We start from the raw sequence: 17,863 nt of genomic DNA on the forward strand, positions 1-17,863 counted from the left end.
CCTCCGCCTCACGCCGCGCGCAGGGGCGTGCGGTGCAGGGTGACGAGGAGGAGCCAGACCTGCCCGGAGACAGCGGTGGGGGTGCCCTCGACGAGGCCGTGCAGCCAGTCGGCGAGGACTCCCGCGAAGGTCGCGGCCACGGCCGAGGCGATCAGCTCGGGCTCAGGGGCGCCGACCAGGGTGCGCTCGGCGAGGCTGCGGGCTCGCAGGTCGTGATGGAGTACGCGGCCGAGCGGGCCGCCGCCGCCCGGGCTCAACAGGGCTCGATAGAGGGGGGCGTGCGGGGCGAGGCCCTCGAAGAAGGCGATCAGCGCGGGCGGCGGGACCGCCGGATCGGGGACGCCGCGCCAGGCGTGCAGGGCATCCACCGCGTCCTGGACGACGTCGGCGCAGGCGTCGACGGCCAGCGCCTCCAGGTCGGCGTAGTGGACGTAGAAGGTGGCACGGCCGACCCCGGCCCTGCGGACCAGCGCGGCGGTGGTGACCTCCGCCAGCGGACGCTCCGCACACGCGTCGAGGAGCGCCTGCCGCAGCTTGGCCCGCGTGCGGGCGGCCCGGGGGTCCCCCGGCGCCACGTCCCCCGCCGCCCCGTCTCCCGGTGTCACGCCTCCCGGCCTCGCGGTCACCGGCTCAGCAGTACGGCGGCGAGGGCCAGCGCACCGGGCAGCGCCTGGGCGACGAAGATGCGGCGGTTGGCGGTGGCGCCGCCGTACAGGCCCGCGACGACCACGCAGCCCAGGAAGAACACCGTGACCCTGAACCCCGTCGGATCGTCGGCGATCAGTCCCCAGACGAGGCCGGCGGACAGGAAGCCGTTGTAGAGGCCCTGGTTGGCGGCGAGCGGCGCGGTGGCGCGGGCCATGTCGGCATCGAAGCCCGACAGCGCGCGGCCCGGCTTCCGCTCCCACAGGAACATCTCCAGAACCAGGATGTACGCGTGCAGGGCGGCCACCAGGCCCACCAGCACGTTCGCCGTCGTCTCCATCACTCTCTCCTCACCACACACACTTCCTGGACAGGTGTCCACCATACATGGACATCTGTCCAGGAAATCCCTCGCTTTTGACGCCGTTCGGTCAATAGTGCGTAACGCGAACGGGCTTCTCGGACAGAAGGCTTCCTTCCGCCTCGCGAGTCTGGGATCTTGCGTCCACCCCACACATCACAGGGCCCGGCAGGCGCCACACGCGCCACCGGGTCATCGGAGGACGCATTGTTTTCCCAGATATCCAGCCGGTTGAGACTCTCGGCCATCGCCGTCGCGACCCTCGGTACGACCGTGGCGCTCGCCGCTCCCGCCGGATTCGCCCAGGCAGCACCGTCGGACACCGCGCCCGTCGCGGCCCGTTCGGCGGGGGCGACACAGGCCACCACGGCGCAGACCGCCCCCTCGACCGCCGCCGCATCCGCCGCCTGGGCCGCGGGCACCCGCGCCTACCTCGTGATCACCGCGCCGGGCGGCACCTCCGCCGTGAGCGGCGCCGTGGCGAGCAACGGCGGTTCGGTCTTCGCCACGTACGACGCGATCGGCGTGATCGTGGCGCACTCGACGTCCGCGTCGTTCGCCTCGTCGATGCGTACGGTCGGCGGCGTCCAGCAGGTCGGCGCGACCCGTACGTCCGACGTCCCGGCCGACGCCTACAACCCGGCCCTCCCGGCCAACCCGTCGCAGTCCGCGACGACGCTGACGGAGTCCAACCGCTGGGACATGACGCAGATCAAGGCCGACCAGGCCTGGGCCGTCACCACCGGTGCGGCGTCGGTGAAGGTCGGCGTCCTCGACACCGGCGTGGACGACCAGCACCAGGACATCGCGCCCAACTTCAACGCGGCCGACTCGGCGTCCTGCGCCTACGGCAAGGCGGACACCCGCGCCGGTGCCTGGCGTGACGTCGGCACCCACGGCACGCACGTCGCGGGCACGATCGCGGCGGCGAAGAACGGCAAGGGCGTCATCGGCGTCGCGCCTGGCGTGAAGATCTCCTCGGTCCGCATCGCGGAGCCGACCAGCAGCCTGTTCTTCGCGGAGAACACGATCTGCGGCTTCGTGTGGGCCGGTGACCACGGCTTCAAGGTCACCAACAACAGCTACTACACGGACCCGTGGGCGTTCAACTGCCCGGACAACGTGGACCAGGCCGCCATCATCGAGGGCGTCCGCCGCGCCCAGGCGTACGCCGAGGGCAAGGGCTCGCTCCAGGTGGCCGCCGCCGGCAACTCCAACTACGACCTGGCGAACAAGACGACCGACTCCGAGTCCCCCAACGACTCGACGCCGGTCACCCGCACCATCACCAATGCCTGCATCGACATCCCGACGGAGCTCCCGGGCGTCGTGACCGTCGCGGCACAGGGCAACGGCGGCGCCAAGGCCTCGTACTCGAACTTCGGCAATGGCGTCATCGACATCGCGGCCCCCGGCGGCGACGGCGCCTCCGGTGTCTACTCGACGCTCCCGGGCGGCAAGTACGGCAACATGAACGGCACGTCGATGGCATCCCCGCACGTGGCGGGCGTCGCGGCGCTGATCGCGAGCGTGAACCCGTCGTTCACCCCGGCGCAGATCCGGGACCAGCTCGGCGTGCAGGCCACGGACCGGGCGTGCCCCTCGGACACCCGCTGCAAGGGCACCACGACCAAGAACGGCTTCTTCGGCGAAGGCGCGGTCGACGCCCTGAAGGCCGTCGCGGGCACCACCCCGCCGCCCGGCGCGTACTTCGAGTCCCTGACCGATGTCACGATCGCCGACAACGCGACGGTCGAGAGCCCCATCACGGTCAGCGGGGTGACGGGCAACGCCCCGGCGACCCTCAAGGTGGGCGTGGACGTCAAGCACACGTACATCGGTGACCTGAAGGTCGACCTGGTGGCTCCGGACGGCACCGTCTACACCGTCCACAACAGGACCGGCAGCGGTACGGACAACATCGTCCAGACGTTCACGGTCAACGCCTCGGCGGAGGTCGCCAACGGCGTCTGGAAGCTCCGCGTGAACGACAACGCGAGCCAGGACACGGGCAAGATCGACGCCTGGAACCTGACCTTCTGACACTGCCGTTCCGGCAGAGCGTGACCCCTTGACGGGGCCGGAGTCCCCTGGGCTCCGGCCCCGTTCGCGTGCCCGCGGGAAAAAGTCCGTACCGAGGGGTAGGCCCACCCGGGACCCTTGCTATACGTTCCGTCTAACAAGCTTGCTAGACGCAGCGTCTAATAAACCCCGATCCGCTAAGCCCCCGATCCGCCGATCACGCGATCCAAGGAGCCGCACCATGGCAAGCAGCACCGTCCGCCCGGAGCCCGAGGACCAGTACGACGACTCCACGGCCGAGCGACTGCTCCGGTCCGCTGCGAAGCTGTCGTACGACCCCGCCGTCGACGTCGACTGGGACACCCCGCTCGACAAGGACTTCCACGGACAGAGCCCCGAGTGGAACTCCCTCTACGGCACCGCGTACTGGCACGAGATGACCGAGGAGCAGCGCAAGGAGCTGACCCGGCAGGAGACCGCCTCGGTGGCCAGCACCGGCATCTGGTTCGAGATGATCCTCCAGCAGATGGTGCTCCGTGACATCTACCGCATGGATCACACCGATCCGCGGTTCCAGTGGGCCCTCACCGAGATCGCCGACGAGTGCCGGCACTCGATCATGTTCGCCCGGGGCTCCGAGAAGCTCGGCGCGCCCGCGTACCGGCCGAAGCGGGCCGTGCTGGAGCTCGGGCGCTTCATGAAGACCGTCGGCTTCGGCGAAGCCGCGTACGCCGGCATCCTCGTCGCCGAGGAGGTCCTCGACGTCATGCAGCGCGACTGGATGCGCGACGAGCGGGTCGTCCCCTTCGTGCGCACCATCAGCAATATCCATGTCGTCGAGGAATCCCGGCACATGAAGTTCGCCCGGGACGAGACGCGCCGCAACCTCGCCCGCGCGAGCAGGGCGCGCCGCCGCTTCCAGGCCCTCGTGGTCGCCATCGCCGCGTACTACATCATCACCAGCCTGGTGAACCCGGAGGTGTACGTGCGGGCCGGACTCGACCCCGAGCGGGCCCGCCGCGAAGCTGCCGCCAACGAGCACTACAAGGCACAGCTGCGCGCCAGTTGCTCCGGACTGATGGAGTTCCTGGCCGACGTCGGGATGCTGACCCGGCCCGCGCTGTTCTTCTACCGGCGCGCCCACCTCGTCTGACCCCTCCGAGCCGAGCAGAGCAGAGCCGACGACATGACCTACGCGATCACCCAGACCTGCTGCAACGACGCCACGTGCGTCGCCGTCTGCCCGGTCAACTGCATCCATCCGACGCCCGGGGAACCGGACTTCGGCACCACCGAGATGCTGTACATCGACCCCAAGGCCTGCATCGACTGCGGCGCCTGCGCCGACGCCTGCCCCGTCGACGCGATCTTCCCGGCGGACCGCCTCACCGGACGGCTGCGGGAGTACGAGGCGATCAACGCGGAGTATTACGCTGACCGGGCAGCCCGGGCAGCCCCGGCGGACGGGACGCCCGCACCGGCGCTCGCCTCGCCCAACTTCCACTCCTGGGGCGCCCCTTCCTTCCCCCGCTCGCTGCCCGCCGACTTCGCCCCGCTGCGGATCGCGGTCGTCGGCACGGGCCCCGCGGGCATGTACGCCGCCGAGGACCTGCTGCTGCACACCAACGCGGAGGTGACGCTGATCGACCGGCTCCCGGTCGCCGGCGGTCTCCTCCGCTACGGCGTGGCGCCGGACCACCCGGCGACGAAGGGCGCCGGCGAGACCTTCGCCCGCTTCCACTCGCACCCTCGCGTCCGGCTGCGGCTGGGCGTGGAGATCGGCCGGGACGTCTCCGTCGAGGAACTCGCCGCACACCACGACGCGGTGATCTACGCGGTGGGCGCGCCCGCCGACCGGCGGCTCGGCATCCCCGGCGAGGACCTGCCGGGCAGCGTCGCCGCGACCTCCGTCGTCTCCTGGTACAACGCCCACCCCGAGACCGGCGCGGACGCGGTCGACGTGGCGGCCGGGCGGGTCGTGATCGTGGGCAACGGCAACGTGGCCCTCGACGTCGCCCGCGTCCTCGTCATGGACCCCGACTCCCTCGCCGCCACCGACATCGCCGACCACGCCCTCGCCGCCCTGCGCGGCACGCGGATGCGGGAGGTGGTGCTGCTCGGCCGCCGTGGCCCCGAGCACGCGGCGTACACGTCGTCCGAACTGCTCGCCCTGAAGCACCTGCCGGGGGTGGACCTGCTCGTCGACGATCGGGACCCGCGGACCGGGGAGTCGATCGACACGGCCGCGCCCGGGGACAAGGCCGCGCTCCTGCGGGACGTGCCCCGCGCGGCGGTGGACTGGACGCGGGAGCCCGCGCGGGACCGGCGCAGGATCGTCCTGCGCTTCCACTCGGCGCCGGTCGAGGCACGCGGTAGGGAGCGGGTGCGGGCGGTGGTGGTGACGGAGGACGGATCGCCGACGGCCAGGGAGATCGGGGCGGGCCTGCTCGTCCGGGCGATCGGCTACCGCGGTGTACGCCTGGCGGGGCTGCCCTTCGACGAGGCCACCGGCACCGTGCCCCACGAGGCCGGTCGGGTGGCCGGACTGCCCGGCGGCTATGTCGTCGGCTGGATCAAGCGGGGGCCCTCCGGGGGCATCGGGGCCAACCGGGCGTGCGCGGAGGAGACGGTCGGGACGCTGCTCGCGGACGCGGTCGCGGGCGCACTGCCCTCCCCCACGGGCACCCCGCAGGCCTTCCGCAAGCTGGTGCGGAGCCGCAGCGCCGGTCTCGTCGACGCGCGTGGTCTCGCGGCCATCGACCGTGCCGAGCGGGCACGGGGCCGGGACGCCGGGCGCCCCCGGGTCAAGCTGGCGACGGTGCAGGAACTCGTCGCGGCGGCACGCGGCGGACGGTGGCGCCGTCCGGGCTGAGGTCCGACGTTCCGTCTGCGGTGTCCGGCCCGGGACGGCGGGCCGGCACGGCTCAGACGGCGACGGTCAGGGCCTGCCGGACCAGGATCGCGTTGAGCCGGACGGCGAAGGGGACGACGTCCGTCAGCTCCAGGGTGGTGGCCTGGGCCTTCGGCAGCTCGACGGTCACGTCGACGCAGAAGGCGAGGGCGTAGATGTCCTCTCCGGTCTCCTCGTCCTGGAGGGCGAAGAACAGGTCCCGGTAGAAACGGGTGCGCTGCTCGGACTCCTCGTAGAAGGAGAGTCCGGGCTGCCCCTCCTGCCCGGCGAGGCCGGTGAAGGCCTCGACGAGCTCACGCTCGACGGTCCCCCAGAACCCCGCCTCCGCGTACTCCGGGGGAAGGGCCTGCCGGACGGCCTCCTTGAGCGAGAGGACCATGACCAGGACGGGGGCGTGCTCCTGGAGCCCCCAGCCCCGGACCTGCCGCACGACGGTGGTGTCGGGGACTGCCGCGGCGGCCGCCCGTATCGCCTCGAAGTCGAAGTTGACGGTCGCGGGCGCGATCGCCTCCTGGAACACCCGGTCGATGGACCGGGCCCGTTCGAGATGGTCCGGTCCCACCTCGACGACGGTCCTGAAACTGGCGGCCAAAGCTCCTCCTGCATGATCTCGATGATCAGGAGGGGTCAGTATGCCGAGGCGCCCCCGCCCCGGTGGGGGCCGTCCGCCGTGCGGACAACAGGCAGGGCTCAGGACCGGCCGCGGGTCTTTCCGCCCTTGCCGCGGCCGGAACCGCTCGCGCCGCCGCCCCTGGCTCCGCTCGCGCCGCCGCTCTTGGCGCCACCCGCTCCACCGCTCTTGGCGCCACCCTTGCCGCCGCTCTTGGCACCGCCCTTGCGGGCCGCCGCGGGCTTGCCGCCGCCGCGCGCGCCACCGCCGCCGCCCGGCTTCGCGGACCTGCCGGGCTTCTGCTCCTTCTTCGGCTGCTTCTGCCCCTTCTGGGCCTCGGCACGACGGCCCCGGGTGCTGTTCACGGTCCGGCCGCGCACGATCCCGATGAACTCCTCCACCAGGTCGGGCGCCTCGTCGGCCGCCGCCCACGACAGGGCCACGCGCGACTGCGGGACGTCGTTGAGCGTCCGGTACGTGAGGTCCTTGCGGTGGTGGAGCCGGGCGAGGGACTGCGGGACGGCGAGCACGCCGACGCCCGCCGCGACGAGCTCGACCGCGTCGGCCGTCGTCTCGGGGCGCTCGTTCGCGGGGCGGCCCGGCGGCTGCTCCCAGCCGAGGGTGTCGTCGAGGGGGTGCAGCACGAGCTCGTCGGCGAGGTCCGACGCCCAGATCTCCTCGACCTCCGCGAACAGGTGGTCCTTGGGGACGACGACGACCGTGGTCTCCGTGTAGAGCGGGATGGCGCTGAGGTCGTCCCGGTCGACGGGCAGCCGGACGAGACCCGCGTCCGCGGCCCCGTCCCGGAGCGCGCCGAAGGCCTCGGCCGGGTCCAGGGCGACGAGGGTCAGCGGCACGTCGGGCAGGCGCTCGTTCCAGATCCGCACCCACTTCGCGGGCGTCACTCCCGGGACGTACGCGAGCCGGAAGGCAGGGGAAGCGGAAGAGGAAGCGGGGGAAGCGGCGGGGGAATCCGTAGGGGATTCCGCGGGGGAAACGTCCGAGCCTGTCACCCCGCAAGGCTACCGGTAGCGGACGTGGTCGGAGGTCGCCCGCATGCTCGATACCCTTGGCACCATGACGTCGCACCAGAACGCCCAGACGATGAAGCCCGCGACCGCGGCGAAGAAGCTGGGTGTGTACCTCGAAGCCACCCCCGCCGAGTTCCAGGAGGGGGTCGTCTCGCGCGCCGAGCTGACCCAGCTCCAGGCCGACCCGCCGGCCTGGCTCCAGGAGCTGCGCAAGAACGGCCCGCACCCCCGCCCGGTCGTCGCCAACAAGCTCGGCGTCTCCATCGCCGGGCTCGCGCGCGGCGGCATCACCGAGCCGCTGACCACCGAGCAGATCGACGCGATCAAGGACGAGCTCCCCGCGTGGCTGCGGAAGGAGCGGGCCACGCAGTCGGAGGTCCGCGCGGAGACCGTCCGCATCAAGGAGCGGGACGCGGAGCGGGCGCGCCGCGACCAGAGCGCCTGACACCCCCCGTACTCCTCTCCACCGGCCCGTACCGAAGCGATTCGGTACGGGCCGGTGTGGCGTGCGGGCGGGTGCGGGAGTCATGTCCCCATGAGTGACACGAGCACCGCCTCCGAGCCCCCGGTCGTCGTCGGCGTGGACGGCTCCGAGCACAGCCTCCGCGCCCTGGACTGGGCCCTGGACGCCGGGGAGCGCCTCGGCGCGCCCGTCGTGGTGGCCCATGTCCGCTCCGACGCGCTCCAGCTCGGGTCCGCCCGGATCGCCTCCCTGGGCAAGGAACCGGAGCTGCCCGACACCGTGCTGAACGCGGTCAGGACCGTCGTGGAGGAGCGCGGGCACACCGTTCCCGTCCGGTACGTCTCCCTCGACGGGACCGTCGCCGACGCGCTGCCGTCGGCCGCGCGGGGCGGGCGGCTCCTGGTGACCGGCTCCCGCGGGCACGGTGGCTTCGTGACGCTGCTGCTCGGCTCGACCAGTCGCACGCTGGCGATGACGGCGCCCTGCCCGCTCGTGGTCGTGCCGCACGAGGCGCGCACGGTCGAGCCGGGCGCCGCGGACAAGGGGCGGGTCCTGTTGGGCCTGCAGACCGAGGAGACGCCGGACGAGGTGCTGGCCTTCGCCTTCGAGACGGCGCAGGGGCGGGGCGTACCGCTGGAGGCCGTGACCGCCTTCCGGCTGCCCCCGCAGCCGGGGGCGCTGCTCGCGGCCCCGTCGCCGGCGCTCCAGGTGCCGCCGCCGCTGCCGGAGGCCGACGACTCGGCGGAGATGCTGCGGGAGGCGGGGCGGGAGCAGGAGGAGCGGTTGCGGCCCTTCGCGGAGCGGTGGCCGGGTGTCCGGCTGGTTCCGTCCGTCGTGCCGGGGGATGCTGCGGGGCGGCTCGTGGAGGGTTCGCGAGATGCTGGTCTGGTGGTCGTGGGACGGCACCACCGGCACCGGATCGGCTCGCTGCTCATCGGTTCGGTCGCCCATGCGGTGCTGCACCACGCGCACTGTCCGGTCGCGGTGGTCCCTCCGCCGGGCGGGGGGACCACCGGTGCCCTCGGGACATGACAGTCCCCGGCGGTCCGGGTCGGTTCGCGCGGTCGTCGGCCGTCGCCGACGGCTCCGTGCCCGACCGGCCCCGCCGGGGGCCTGGCCAGAGCCGAGTCAAGGGTCACGCGGGCCTTCGGACGTCTCCGTCGGCGGGTGCGGCTCTTTCCGGTAATCCGGTGTAAAGAAGAGTTTCCTCCTTTTTTCGCCCGATTCAAGGGGTTCTGAAACTTTTTTTACGACTCTTTGTCGCGCGGAGACGCCTGCTGGTAGAAGGGGGTCATGCCCACCCCGGATCAGGCCACCCGCGATCAGACCGCCGCGGCGCGCCGCAACGTCCAGCCGCCCCCGGCCCAGGCCTCGCTCGGCGCGGGCGTCGTCGTGACCGACGCGTCCGGCCGGGTCCTCCTCGGGCTGCACCGGTCCGGTGTGTGGGAGCTGCCCGGCGGCAAGGTCGAGCCGGGCGAGTCCGTGGAGGACGCGGCGGTGCGCGAGCTCGCCGAGGAGACGTCGCTCGTCGCGGACGCCGCCGACGTGGAGGTGCTGGGGCTGATCCTGGACTCGGTCACCTCGGCGGCGCTGACCCGGATGACCGTGGCCACGGTGGTACGCGGCTTCCGCGGCGCGCCGGCCGTCACCGAGCCGGACAACATCGAGCGCTGGGCGTGGACGGATCCGGACGACCTGCCGACGGCGCTGTTCGTACCCTCGGGCCAGGTCCTGAAGATGTGGCGTCCCGGACTCCCGGTGCCCGACGGCCCGTTCCACCGCTATGCGATGAGCCGCCTGTCCCGGTGACGCGGCGCCGCGCTCAGCCGGTGAGGGTGCGGGCGAGCCGGAACCCCACGTCGTCGATGCGGAGCGTGGGGTGGCTGCGGCGGCGTACGGAGGCGCGGCAGCTCCAGTGCTCGTCGAACCAGCCGCCGCCGCGCAGCACCCGGTAGCCGCCGTAGACCTCGGCGTCGTAGACGTCCCAGCACCACTCCCAGACGTTTCCGAGCATGTCGTGGAGCCCCCAGTCGTTGGGGCGGCGTCCGCCGGTCTCGTGGAGTCGCTCCGCGGAGTTCCCCCGGTGCCAGGCGATCTCGTCGAGCGGCCCGTACCGCGCCTCCGTGGTGCCGGCGCGGCAGGCGTGCTCCCATTCGGCCTCGGTGGGCAGCCGGTAGCCGTCGGCGTCCAGGTCCCACGCGGCACCGTCCGGGTCGCCGTCCGGGTCGCCGTCCGTGATCCGGTACGCGGGGGTGAGCCCCTCACGGTCGGAGAGGGCGTTGCAGAAGCGGACCGCGTCCCCCCAGGACACCCCCTCCACCGGGAGCCGGTCACCGTGCGCGGTGCTCGGCCGCTCCCCCGTGACCCGCTCGTAGAGCTCCTGGGTGACCGGGTGGGCGGCCAGACCGTACGCCGGGAGGTCGACCGTCCAGCGTCGCTCGGTGCGCCGGTCGGACAGCGTGACCCGGCCCGCCGGGACGGCGATGATCCCGTGCTCCGCGCTCGTCTTCATGGGTGCATGATCGCAGCAGCGGTGGACTGCCACGTCGCGTCACCGAGCGGTGTGCGGCGGGCGTGGCTAGCGTGGCTCACAGGAACACGACATCGATCGCAAGAGAGAGAGTCACCGTCATGGCCGCACGACCTGAAGGCACGCCGGTCTGGACCGACGCGATGTTCACCGATGTCGAGGGCGCCAAGACGTTCTACGGCGACGTGCTCGGCTGGACCTTCGGCGAGTCCTCCACGGAATACGGCAACTACACGCAGGCGTACAAGAACGGCAAGGCGGTCGCGGCCGTCGTGCCGCCGATGCCCGGGCAGGACGGCGAACCGAAGTCTGCCTGGTGTCTGTACTTCGCCTCGCCGGACGTCACCGTCACGGCGGCGAAGATCCGGTCGGCGGGCGGCACCGTCCTCATGGAGCCGATGCAGGTCGGCGACTTCGGGTCGATGTGCATCGCGCAGGACCCGACGGGTGCGGCGTTCGGCATCTGGCAGTCGGGCGTCCACGAGGGCTTCGAACTGGAGGGTGAGACCGGCTCGTACGCCTGGGCGGAGGTGTTCACCCGCGAGCCGGCGACGTCCGACGCCTTCTTCACCGCCGTCTTCGGCTACGCCTCCAAGAAGATGAAGGACGAGCACGTCGACTACCGGGTCTTCGACCTGGGAGGGGAGATGCCGGTCCTGGGGCGGATGAAGATGACCCCGGAGGACTTCCCCCCGGAATTCGCCCCCTACATCCAGATCTACTTCGCCGTCGACAACTGCGACAAGGCCGTCGAGGCGGCCGAACGTCTCAAGGGGCGGAAGCTCTTCGGGCCGATGGACAGCCCGTTCGGCCGGTTCGCGGCGATCATCGACCCGCAGGGCGCCACCTTCGCGGTCATCGACCTCAAGACCACCGTCGGCGACATGCCCGAGATGGTCTGACCCCACCCGTAGCACCCGGAACCGCCCCGGAGCCTCACGGCCTGCGGGGCGGTTCCATGTGACACCCGTCAGGCCCTGTCACGGACGGCGACGATGCCGTTGAAGACACCCACGTACGCGGTGCCGTCCGGGCCGATGGTGATCGGCGCCCAGTTGTTGTCGTAGGCGAGGCCTGTGCCGGTGAAGCGCGAGAAGGCCCGCTGTCCGGTGCGGAAGTCGACGGCCGTGAGGTACCAGGCGTCGATGCCGAAGGAGTTCGGGCGCTTCTCGTAGAAGTAGAGCAGCCCGTTGGCGGTGGAGAGCTTCGGGACGGTGGAGGGCGAGCGGACGTCGCTCTCCCAGACGGTGTCGCAGCCGCTGCCGTCGGCGCGGACGTCGATCCTCGTCGCGCCACCGACGACGCTGCGGCCGAGGGTGAGCGTACTCGGGTTCTCGTAGCCGTAGTTGTTCTCGACGACGAGGCTATTGCCCCAGCTGATGAGGGAGTTGTCGGTGGTGGAGGCCCCGGAGCGGAAGACCGGGATCTTGCAGACGACCCGCTCGGCGGCGGGGACGTCGGCGCCGCGCCGGTAGACGATGACGTTCATCCGGTCGTCGGCGTTGTCGGTGATGGCGACGTACTGGTCCCGGTCGCCGAACAGGTCGGGGGTCGTGCCCGAACCCTGGTTCACGGAGCCGGGCTTGGTGCCGGTCCCCCGGTCGTACGTCTCGCGCCACTCGACGCGCGGGGTGCCGTCGCCGTCGGCGCGGAAGCCGTACAGGGCGTGGTCGGTGACGATGGAGACGCCGTCCTCGGCGACGGAGAAGGAGTTCTGGATCTCCTCGCCGTCGAGCCTGATCGCGCGGAGCGCGCCCGTCGCCGGGTCGACGGTGCCGACGCGGCCGAGCCGGGTGACCCACCAGATGCGGCCGTCCCAGTCGGGCATGACGGAGGTGACGGGGTCGCAGACGCCGCTCGGGAAGAGATTGGTCCAGGTCACGCAGTCGTGCGGGACGAGGGAGGTGAGGTCCCAGTCGTTCTCGACGACGAACTCCCAGGCACCGTCGGCCTTCTGGCGGTGGGCGATGCGCAGGACGTGCTGGCGGGAGTCGGCGAGGACGACCCGGTCCTGGTTGTCGAGGTAGAAGTAGGCGCCGCCGGAGGTGTCCTTGAAGATCTCCTCATTCTCTGAGCATGAGGAACCGGGCCGCCACCACTGCCTCTGGCACACCAACGCCCGGACCCGGCACGGCCGGCGAGCGCTAGAGCGTCCCTGGCCGTCGCATATGCCGCTCAATGACGGTGGAGTCGAACCCCGACGTCCCTGTACGCGCCTCACTCAATGCCCCCGCACTCGCGCAGCGCGCTCTTTCGCTTCCGCGTTTCGCAGCAGCTCCCTCTGCTGAGCAAGACCCGCTTCGGCGACGGCAGCGAGAGCCGGGACTCGGATGGAGAGGTCGGTGAAGTAGTCGATGAGGTGTTGGTGCCTGGTCGACTCCTCTCCCCACCATGAGTCGACCCATGCGACGCCGGCCGCGATGTGCGCGGCGGGTACGCCGTGGTCGAGGAGAAGTGGACCGAGATTTTCCAGTGTTTCGTTCCGCTGGCCCACGAGGGCTTCGAGAAGCTTGTCTGGGGTGACAATGCTGTCACTGATCAACTGCTCTGCCAGGTTGCGGTCAGCGCCTACAAGCTGGACAAGTGGGCTGTGGCCGATACGTGGAAGGTCGGCACAGCGGACGGTAAGGCGGTAGCGGTGGCTCTGTGGGAGGCGGCCCAAGTGCAGGTCGCACCCGTGGGGCTCGGGTGCGGCAAAGTAACCCTGCTCGGCCATTTCGTCGAGGCGCTCCGTGTACCACGCTTCCAGCAGATCGGGGTCGTGCTCGGCAAGGTGGGTAAGGAGCTGTCCGGCACGCCACTGGTCGTGCTGAGGCAGATCCTCGGGGCGAATGTGGCGTACGGCGTCACACCAGGTTGCTCGCCATGTGTCCGGGAGTGAGGGTCCGTGGGGTTGTCCGATGGCGAAGATCACCGCCGTGCTGCCGGCAACGACAGCGTCCGGGTGGCGCAGCAAACGGTGTAGTACCTCGTGCGGCTCGTCACGGAGGAAGATCGAGTCGAGCAGCCAGGCGTCTTCAGCGCGCATCTTCGCGACCACGAGCTGGGCAGCCGTGTCGTCTGCACCTCGTCCGAGGATGGTGGAGATGACGCCAGCTCTGAAGCGGGGATCATCCAGCACAGAGGCGAGGACCTCAACAGACAATGTGTCGGGGGAAGTCGTGAGCCATCTGCTCAGTACGGCTCGCTGAATCGCCGGGCTGCCAGCTGCCGTTGCTGCTGCGTGCCAGGCGGCGGGATCGGTGAGGTGCGGCACCATTTGATCGGCGACCCAGGTGCCGCCTGCGTGGTCTCCCGCGAGCTCGGATTGCTCGGCCAAGGCGACGAATCGCGCGACTCCGGCAGTCGGGCCGAGCGCAGCGATCCCTTGGGCGAGAGATTCCACTGTGCTGACGCCGCCTGGGACGGTGTCGTTCTGGTGGCCCATGGCGTCCCGACGACTCCAGCCGGTGAAGGACTCCACATCAGGATCGACGTCCAGTGCCGGAAGGTTGCGTCCTTCGTCGCCAGCCCGCGCATCTGCGGCGTTGAGCATGCGCCGAGCACGGAGAGCAAGACCGGGAAAGGTCTGGAGCAGATGATGCAGGGTAGCCAGCATGCGAGCCCCTCCCTTCGTTCCCTGGTCCTTCTGTTCCTTGCTCGGTTCGTTGTTGTGCGGAACGAACCCTTCACCGAGCCGTACCCATGAGCCGGCCAGGTCCAGCAGGGGAACAACCGCGGCGGGGGCGTTGTTCAGGCCGTCCGGTCGATCGGTCTCCTCGATCACAGGCGCAACCTGGTCCCACAAGGAGATGAGCCGAGCCAGGTTCTCAGCACTTTCGACGCCCCGGGCAAGTGTGACCGTGTTGGGGCTACCCGGGTCAGTCCAGGTCCCAGACGTTTCGGCAGAGAAGACGCTCGCGAGCACCTCAGTGGCTACACCCCATTCAGCCGGAGAGCGGTGAGTACTCAGCCACTCCAGGACGGGCTTCAACAACAGCCCTCGAATCTCGAACACGGTTCCGAAGTCCGGATCGATCGATTTGGCCAAGTCGTCGAGCACACGCAGTGGGTGCTGCGGGGTGGCGTGGCGTGAACGCTCGTCACCCACGGCAAGGTCGAGCAGAGCGGTTATCGCTTCAGGCAGTAGGTACTGGGTCGCCGACTGTGCAAGTTGGCGAGCAGCTGCGTCACCTTGCCGGTCCACGGTGGTGCCGCCCATTTGCTTGGAATCACGCGGGACGGCGAGGACCGTACGAGCCTGGGCGACCGCGAACTGTGCAGCCTCTCGGTCCAGGCGGGCGTATTCGGACACCAACGAGAAGGTGCCGGTGTCCCACTCGGTCGGTGCGGGCAAGGCTCCAACCCAGTTCTCGACTGCCGTCCGAGCGTCCGAGGAGACCGAGACCTGGGCTACGGATATGGCGGCGGAGACGAGGTCACGGCTCCTGGTCGGGAAGGCGTCACAGAGAGTGGACCACGGCCTGCCTGCCGGACGCGTGAAGAACCACCGGGCAATCAGTGGTGCGCGCAGCGCTGGTTGCAGCCGCCAGACGTCGTGAACCGTCTCTACGAGGCCGTGGCGCGCAAGGCGCTCCATCAGGCCGGACATCCTGGCCGGCGGCTCGCCGACGAGAGGCGCGAGCGCGTAAAGCGTGTCGCTTGACGCCCCTCCCAGTGCCGCTACACAAGCCAGAGCATCGACGGCTGTCTCGGTCTCTGTGATACGGCGGAGATGACGCTCTACGTTGGCCAGGTGTGCTGCGCCGTTGGCTACCCGTCCTCCCTCTCCCGTCGTGAACAGCTGGCACAAGGTGACGGCCCAGCCCGGTCGTCCAGCCGCCTGGTCGAGAACTGCCGCCCGGGCCCGGTGCCCAGTGACACCCAGAGAGGTGACCAGTGCGTTCATGTCGGATCGCTCCAACAGGTCGATGTCGAAGCGGACAGCGCCGGGCAGGGCGCCTGCCACCTCGTCTGCCCTGTCGGGCCAGGTGGTCGCGACGATGGCGAAAGCATGTTCCGCACTGTGACGCGCCCGCCGCAGCACACGCATCTCGTCGATACGAGCGTGGGCATCGTCCACGACAACGGCGGCAGGGCGAGACGTCAGCAGTTCGTCTAGGATTCGGTCTGCTTGCGCCTGCTCCAGGTAAGCAACCTTGCCTATCAGTTCGACGGTGAGCCGGGTTTTCCCCACACCGGGCACGCCAGCCAACACGACATCCCGGCCGCAGGCGACGGTCTCGTTGAGATTGGCCAGATCAGTCTCTCGTCCAAGGAGATCGGTGTGCTCAACGTCGTCGTCCGCCAGGTCCAGCGGCCGGTCAAGCAGAGCCTCCAGTTCTCCTTTGATGCCGAGGAGGTTCAACCTCCACAACGGCTCCTTGGCAAGACGGGAAGCGAACCAGTCCCGGGCATAGATGTGCGGCGCTGGGAGACCACGATCTACACACAGCCGATCCATGGAAGCGCGCCTGGTAGCGTCGACAGGCTGGGAGCAGGCCATCACAATCAGATCGGCTTGCACACCCTCTTCACGCATCCGACGAAGGCCCGTGCGCAGGTTCGCCACAGGATCACCCGTAGTGACGAGCAGACGCCACGAGCATCTGCGTCCTGAGGGCCCCACGGGAAGTAGATGTCGGCGTCGCGACCGAAGTCATGCCCACCCTCAACCGCGGACAGGCCCGGATACTGTGATTGCAGGAGCGCACAGGCGCAACGTTCAAACTCCGTTGGATGGATAGCCTGTTCATCCATCGCCCGGCGCACGCGTGCAATGAGATCCATGGATACTCATGCTACGCGCAACCGGTATCCGTACGCTCCATCTGGCGGTGGCCCCGCACCTGGAGGAAGACCGCACCAGGCAGGCACGGGAACGGCCAGGCGAGAGGAAAGCTCGGCAGTGAGAGGTTGCCCCTCGAACGTAGTCGACCACAAAGGTGTCCACCGCAGGCCGAGGCGAGACCTTCCCACGCGGTTCGACGGCTGCAACGCCGCTTGCGAGGCGCACCAGCCCTGGTCGATGGACGCACGTAGGCCGCCTCAAGCTGACCCGTCGTCGCCGGCTTCGAGTTGCGTTTCAAGTGCCATTTCGACAGCCGATACCGCCTCGGCCAGGCTCCGGAAGACCTGAGTGCTGCGCCCAAGCCGTTTCGTCCCCCGCGCCAGAGGCTCACGCATCTGCCGCTCGCAGACGACGAAGTCGGCGTAGCCGGCCGCGCAGGAGAGATAGACCATGTCGATCACGTCATTCGGCTTCCACGTGGTGCCGCGGTTGAGGTGACGTTCATGGAGCATCTCCCGGAAGAGGCCCAGGGCCGGAAGGGAGCTCATCTTCTGAACGGGCTGAGAGCTTGTGCCCCAGTCCTTCAATTGCTCCGGCGTCATCCCCGCAGCAAAGGATTCCTCGGCCACCTTGTTCCGCAGGTCGCTGAGAAGCCATGCGTCGATCGCCTTGCGCTTCTGCTGAGCATCGCCGCTGTGGGTGTCCAGCCAGTCACTGAATTCCTGGTTCGCCTCCGTCCAGCCGAGCTCAGGACCACGCTCCCCAGCTTCCGAGTCCAGCATGGTGTCGATCAGGCTCAAGGCAGAAACAAGCGCCTTGTGCTGGAACGCTGCCCGCGGTGGAAAGTCCGCCGGCGCCGGAGCGGGAACGAAGCCTCTGGCGGCGGAATGAGCCGAGTTCGGCTCCAGCGTCACGACCGGCGTCATCGCCTCGGCCTGCCCGATCTCCGCACGGAACATCAGACGGAGTTCATCCCTCCACACCTCCAGCGGATCCCGCAACTGCCAGCCCCTGCTGAATTGAAGAATGGACAGGCCTAGACGGTAGCGCCCCTCCGCGTTCGACCACTTGGTCGTCTCGTAATAGTGCCCCGACGAAGCGGGAAGGATGATCTTGCGCTCCGCTGACCACTGTGCAAGTCGAAGAGCCGCGACTCGATCATCCGCCGTTCCGCTCCGCTGCCCCCTCATCGCATCGCTTACGAGGCGCCATTTGTTCTGATCCAGATAGACGACGAGCCGTCCGGCCAACTGATCGGCTCGGTCAAGCCGGGGGAGCTCGAACACGATGCTGTCGCCCTTGAGAGTCTCCACAACCAAGCCCTCGAAGGTCGGCGGGTAGGAGACCTGAGACAGCAGACTTGTCGGCTCGAACAAGGGACCAGGCAGCGGCAGCCGCGCCTCCTTGCCATCGGACCTGACCAATACGAGGGCGTCCGAACCACGATCGGCTGTGATCATCACGATGGGCAACTCGTCTGGGCTCTCCATCCGCTCATGATGCACAAGCAGCGACTCTGA

The 17,863-nt window shown here is 69.8% G+C and carries 14 protein-coding genes and 1 pseudogene; 7 read left to right on the forward strand and 8 right to left on the reverse strand.

All coding sequences use genetic code 11. The features are described from left to right. Positions 1-8: 8 nt before the first annotated feature. Both ACIBG6_RS08990 and ACIBG6_RS08995 read right to left on the reverse strand, forming a co-directional pair. Complete coding sequence (locus tag ACIBG6_RS08990; RefSeq protein WP_399221897.1) at positions 9-605, reverse strand: TetR/AcrR family transcriptional regulator; 597 nt, start codon at positions 603-605, stop codon at positions 9-11. Positions 606-622: 17 nt separating this feature from the next. Further along, positions 623-985, reverse strand: coding sequence for a DUF1304 domain-containing protein (locus tag ACIBG6_RS08995; RefSeq protein WP_317601598.1), 363 nt, complete (start codon positions 983-985; stop codon positions 623-625). 267 nt (positions 986-1,252) lie between these two features. Here ACIBG6_RS08995 and ACIBG6_RS09000 point away from each other — a divergent pair, with 267 nt between their 5' ends. The 3 genes from ACIBG6_RS09000 (at position 1,253) to ACIBG6_RS09010 (ending at position 5,900) form a co-directional block, all read left to right on the forward strand. Beyond that, positions 1,253-3,049, forward strand: coding sequence for a S8 family peptidase (locus tag ACIBG6_RS09000; RefSeq protein ID WP_399221968.1), 1,797 nt, complete (start codon positions 1,253-1,255; stop codon positions 3,047-3,049). Between the two features lie 220 nt (positions 3,050-3,269). Then, on the forward strand, positions 3,270-4,181 hold the full coding sequence (locus ACIBG6_RS09005; RefSeq protein ID WP_399221898.1) for a diiron oxygenase: 912 nt from the start codon (positions 3,270-3,272) through the stop codon (positions 4,179-4,181). A gap of 33 nt (positions 4,182-4,214) precedes the next feature. Further along, positions 4,215-5,900, forward strand: coding sequence for an FAD-dependent oxidoreductase (locus tag ACIBG6_RS09010; RefSeq protein WP_399221899.1), 1,686 nt, complete (start codon positions 4,215-4,217; stop codon positions 5,898-5,900). 52 nt (positions 5,901-5,952) lie between these two features. Here the strand turns inward: ACIBG6_RS09010 and ACIBG6_RS09015 are convergent, their stop codons facing one another. Both ACIBG6_RS09015 and ACIBG6_RS09020 read right to left on the reverse strand, forming a co-directional pair. Further along, entirely contained in the window at positions 5,953-6,531 is a 579-nt protein-coding gene (locus ACIBG6_RS09015) for a Type-2Aa cytolytic delta-endotoxin (protein WP_399221900.1), read from the reverse strand. Between the two features lie 98 nt (positions 6,532-6,629). Continuing rightward, a complete protein-coding gene (locus tag ACIBG6_RS09020; RefSeq protein ID WP_399221901.1) occupies positions 6,630-7,454 on the reverse strand; it encodes a LysR family substrate-binding domain-containing protein in 825 nt (274 codons plus the stop codon). 172 nt (positions 7,455-7,626) lie between these two features. Here ACIBG6_RS09020 and ACIBG6_RS09025 point away from each other — a divergent pair, with 172 nt between their 5' ends. The 3 genes from ACIBG6_RS09025 (at position 7,627) to ACIBG6_RS09035 (ending at position 9,852) form a co-directional block, all read left to right on the forward strand. Beyond that, positions 7,627-8,025, forward strand: coding sequence for a DUF5997 family protein (locus ACIBG6_RS09025; RefSeq protein ID WP_399221902.1), 399 nt, complete (start codon positions 7,627-7,629; stop codon positions 8,023-8,025). A gap of 90 nt (positions 8,026-8,115) precedes the next feature. Continuing rightward, positions 8,116-9,075, forward strand: coding sequence for a universal stress protein (locus tag ACIBG6_RS09030; RefSeq protein WP_399221903.1), 960 nt, complete (start codon positions 8,116-8,118; stop codon positions 9,073-9,075). Positions 9,076-9,336: 261 nt separating this feature from the next. Continuing rightward, on the forward strand, positions 9,337-9,852 hold the full coding sequence (locus ACIBG6_RS09035; RefSeq protein WP_399221904.1) for an NUDIX hydrolase: 516 nt from the start codon (positions 9,337-9,339) through the stop codon (positions 9,850-9,852). A 13-nt stretch (positions 9,853-9,865) separates the two neighbouring features. Here ACIBG6_RS09035 and ACIBG6_RS09040 read toward each other — a convergent pair whose 3' ends face one another. Beyond that, on the reverse strand, positions 9,866-10,555 hold the full coding sequence (locus tag ACIBG6_RS09040) for a formylglycine-generating enzyme family protein (protein ID WP_399221905.1): 690 nt from the start codon (positions 10,553-10,555) through the stop codon (positions 9,866-9,868). Between the two features lie 119 nt (positions 10,556-10,674). On the opposite strand from ACIBG6_RS09040, the gene ACIBG6_RS09045 reads away from it, so the two are divergent. Continuing rightward, positions 10,675-11,475, forward strand: a complete 801-nt coding sequence (locus ACIBG6_RS09045) for a VOC family protein (protein WP_399221906.1) — start codon at positions 10,675-10,677, stop codon at positions 11,473-11,475. Positions 11,476-11,543: 68 nt separating this feature from the next. On the opposite strand, the pseudogene ACIBG6_RS09050 reads toward ACIBG6_RS09045, so the two are convergent. The 3 genes and pseudogenes from ACIBG6_RS09050 to ACIBG6_RS09060 form a co-directional block, all read right to left on the reverse strand. Further along, positions 11,544-12,635: pseudogene (locus ACIBG6_RS09050) on the reverse strand (hypothetical protein); the annotation flags it as partial. Between the two features lie 159 nt (positions 12,636-12,794). Then, a complete protein-coding gene (locus tag ACIBG6_RS09055) occupies positions 12,795-16,124 on the reverse strand; it encodes a hypothetical protein (RefSeq protein WP_399221907.1) in 3,330 nt (1,109 codons plus the stop codon). Positions 16,125-16,600: 476 nt separating this feature from the next. Beyond that, complete coding sequence (locus tag ACIBG6_RS09060; protein WP_399221908.1) at positions 16,601-17,833, reverse strand: hypothetical protein; 1,233 nt, start codon at positions 17,831-17,833, stop codon at positions 16,601-16,603. Between the last annotated feature and the right edge of the window lie 30 nt (positions 17,834-17,863).

Source organism: Streptomyces sp. NPDC050842 (assembly GCF_044456565.1).
In the GTDB taxonomy this organism is placed as follows: domain Bacteria; phylum Actinomycetota; class Actinomycetes; order Streptomycetales; family Streptomycetaceae; genus Streptomyces.

Coding starts and splice junctions, on each gene's coding strand:
- ACIBG6_RS08995 (WP_317601598.1), bottom strand. CDS start 985: ATGGAGACGACGGCGAACGTGCTGGTGGGCCTGGTGGCCGCCCTGCAC.
- ACIBG6_RS09005 (WP_399221898.1), top strand. CDS start 3,270: ATGGCAAGCAGCACCGTCCGCCCGGAGCCCGAGGACCAGTACGACGAC.
- ACIBG6_RS09010 (WP_399221899.1), top strand. CDS start 4,215: ATGACCTACGCGATCACCCAGACCTGCTGCAACGACGCCACGTGCGTC.
- ACIBG6_RS09025 (WP_399221902.1), top strand. CDS start 7,627: ATGACGTCGCACCAGAACGCCCAGACGATGAAGCCCGCGACCGCGGCG.
- ACIBG6_RS09030 (WP_399221903.1), top strand. CDS start 8,116: ATGAGTGACACGAGCACCGCCTCCGAGCCCCCGGTCGTCGTCGGCGTG.
- ACIBG6_RS09035 (WP_399221904.1), top strand. CDS start 9,337: ATGCCCACCCCGGATCAGGCCACCCGCGATCAGACCGCCGCGGCGCGC.
- ACIBG6_RS09040 (WP_399221905.1), bottom strand. CDS start 10,555: ATGAAGACGAGCGCGGAGCACGGGATCATCGCCGTCCCGGCGGGCCGG.
- ACIBG6_RS09045 (WP_399221906.1), top strand. CDS start 10,675: ATGGCCGCACGACCTGAAGGCACGCCGGTCTGGACCGACGCGATGTTC.
- ACIBG6_RS09060 (WP_399221908.1), bottom strand. CDS start 17,833: ATGGAGAGCCCAGACGAGTTGCCCATCGTGATGATCACAGCCGATCGT.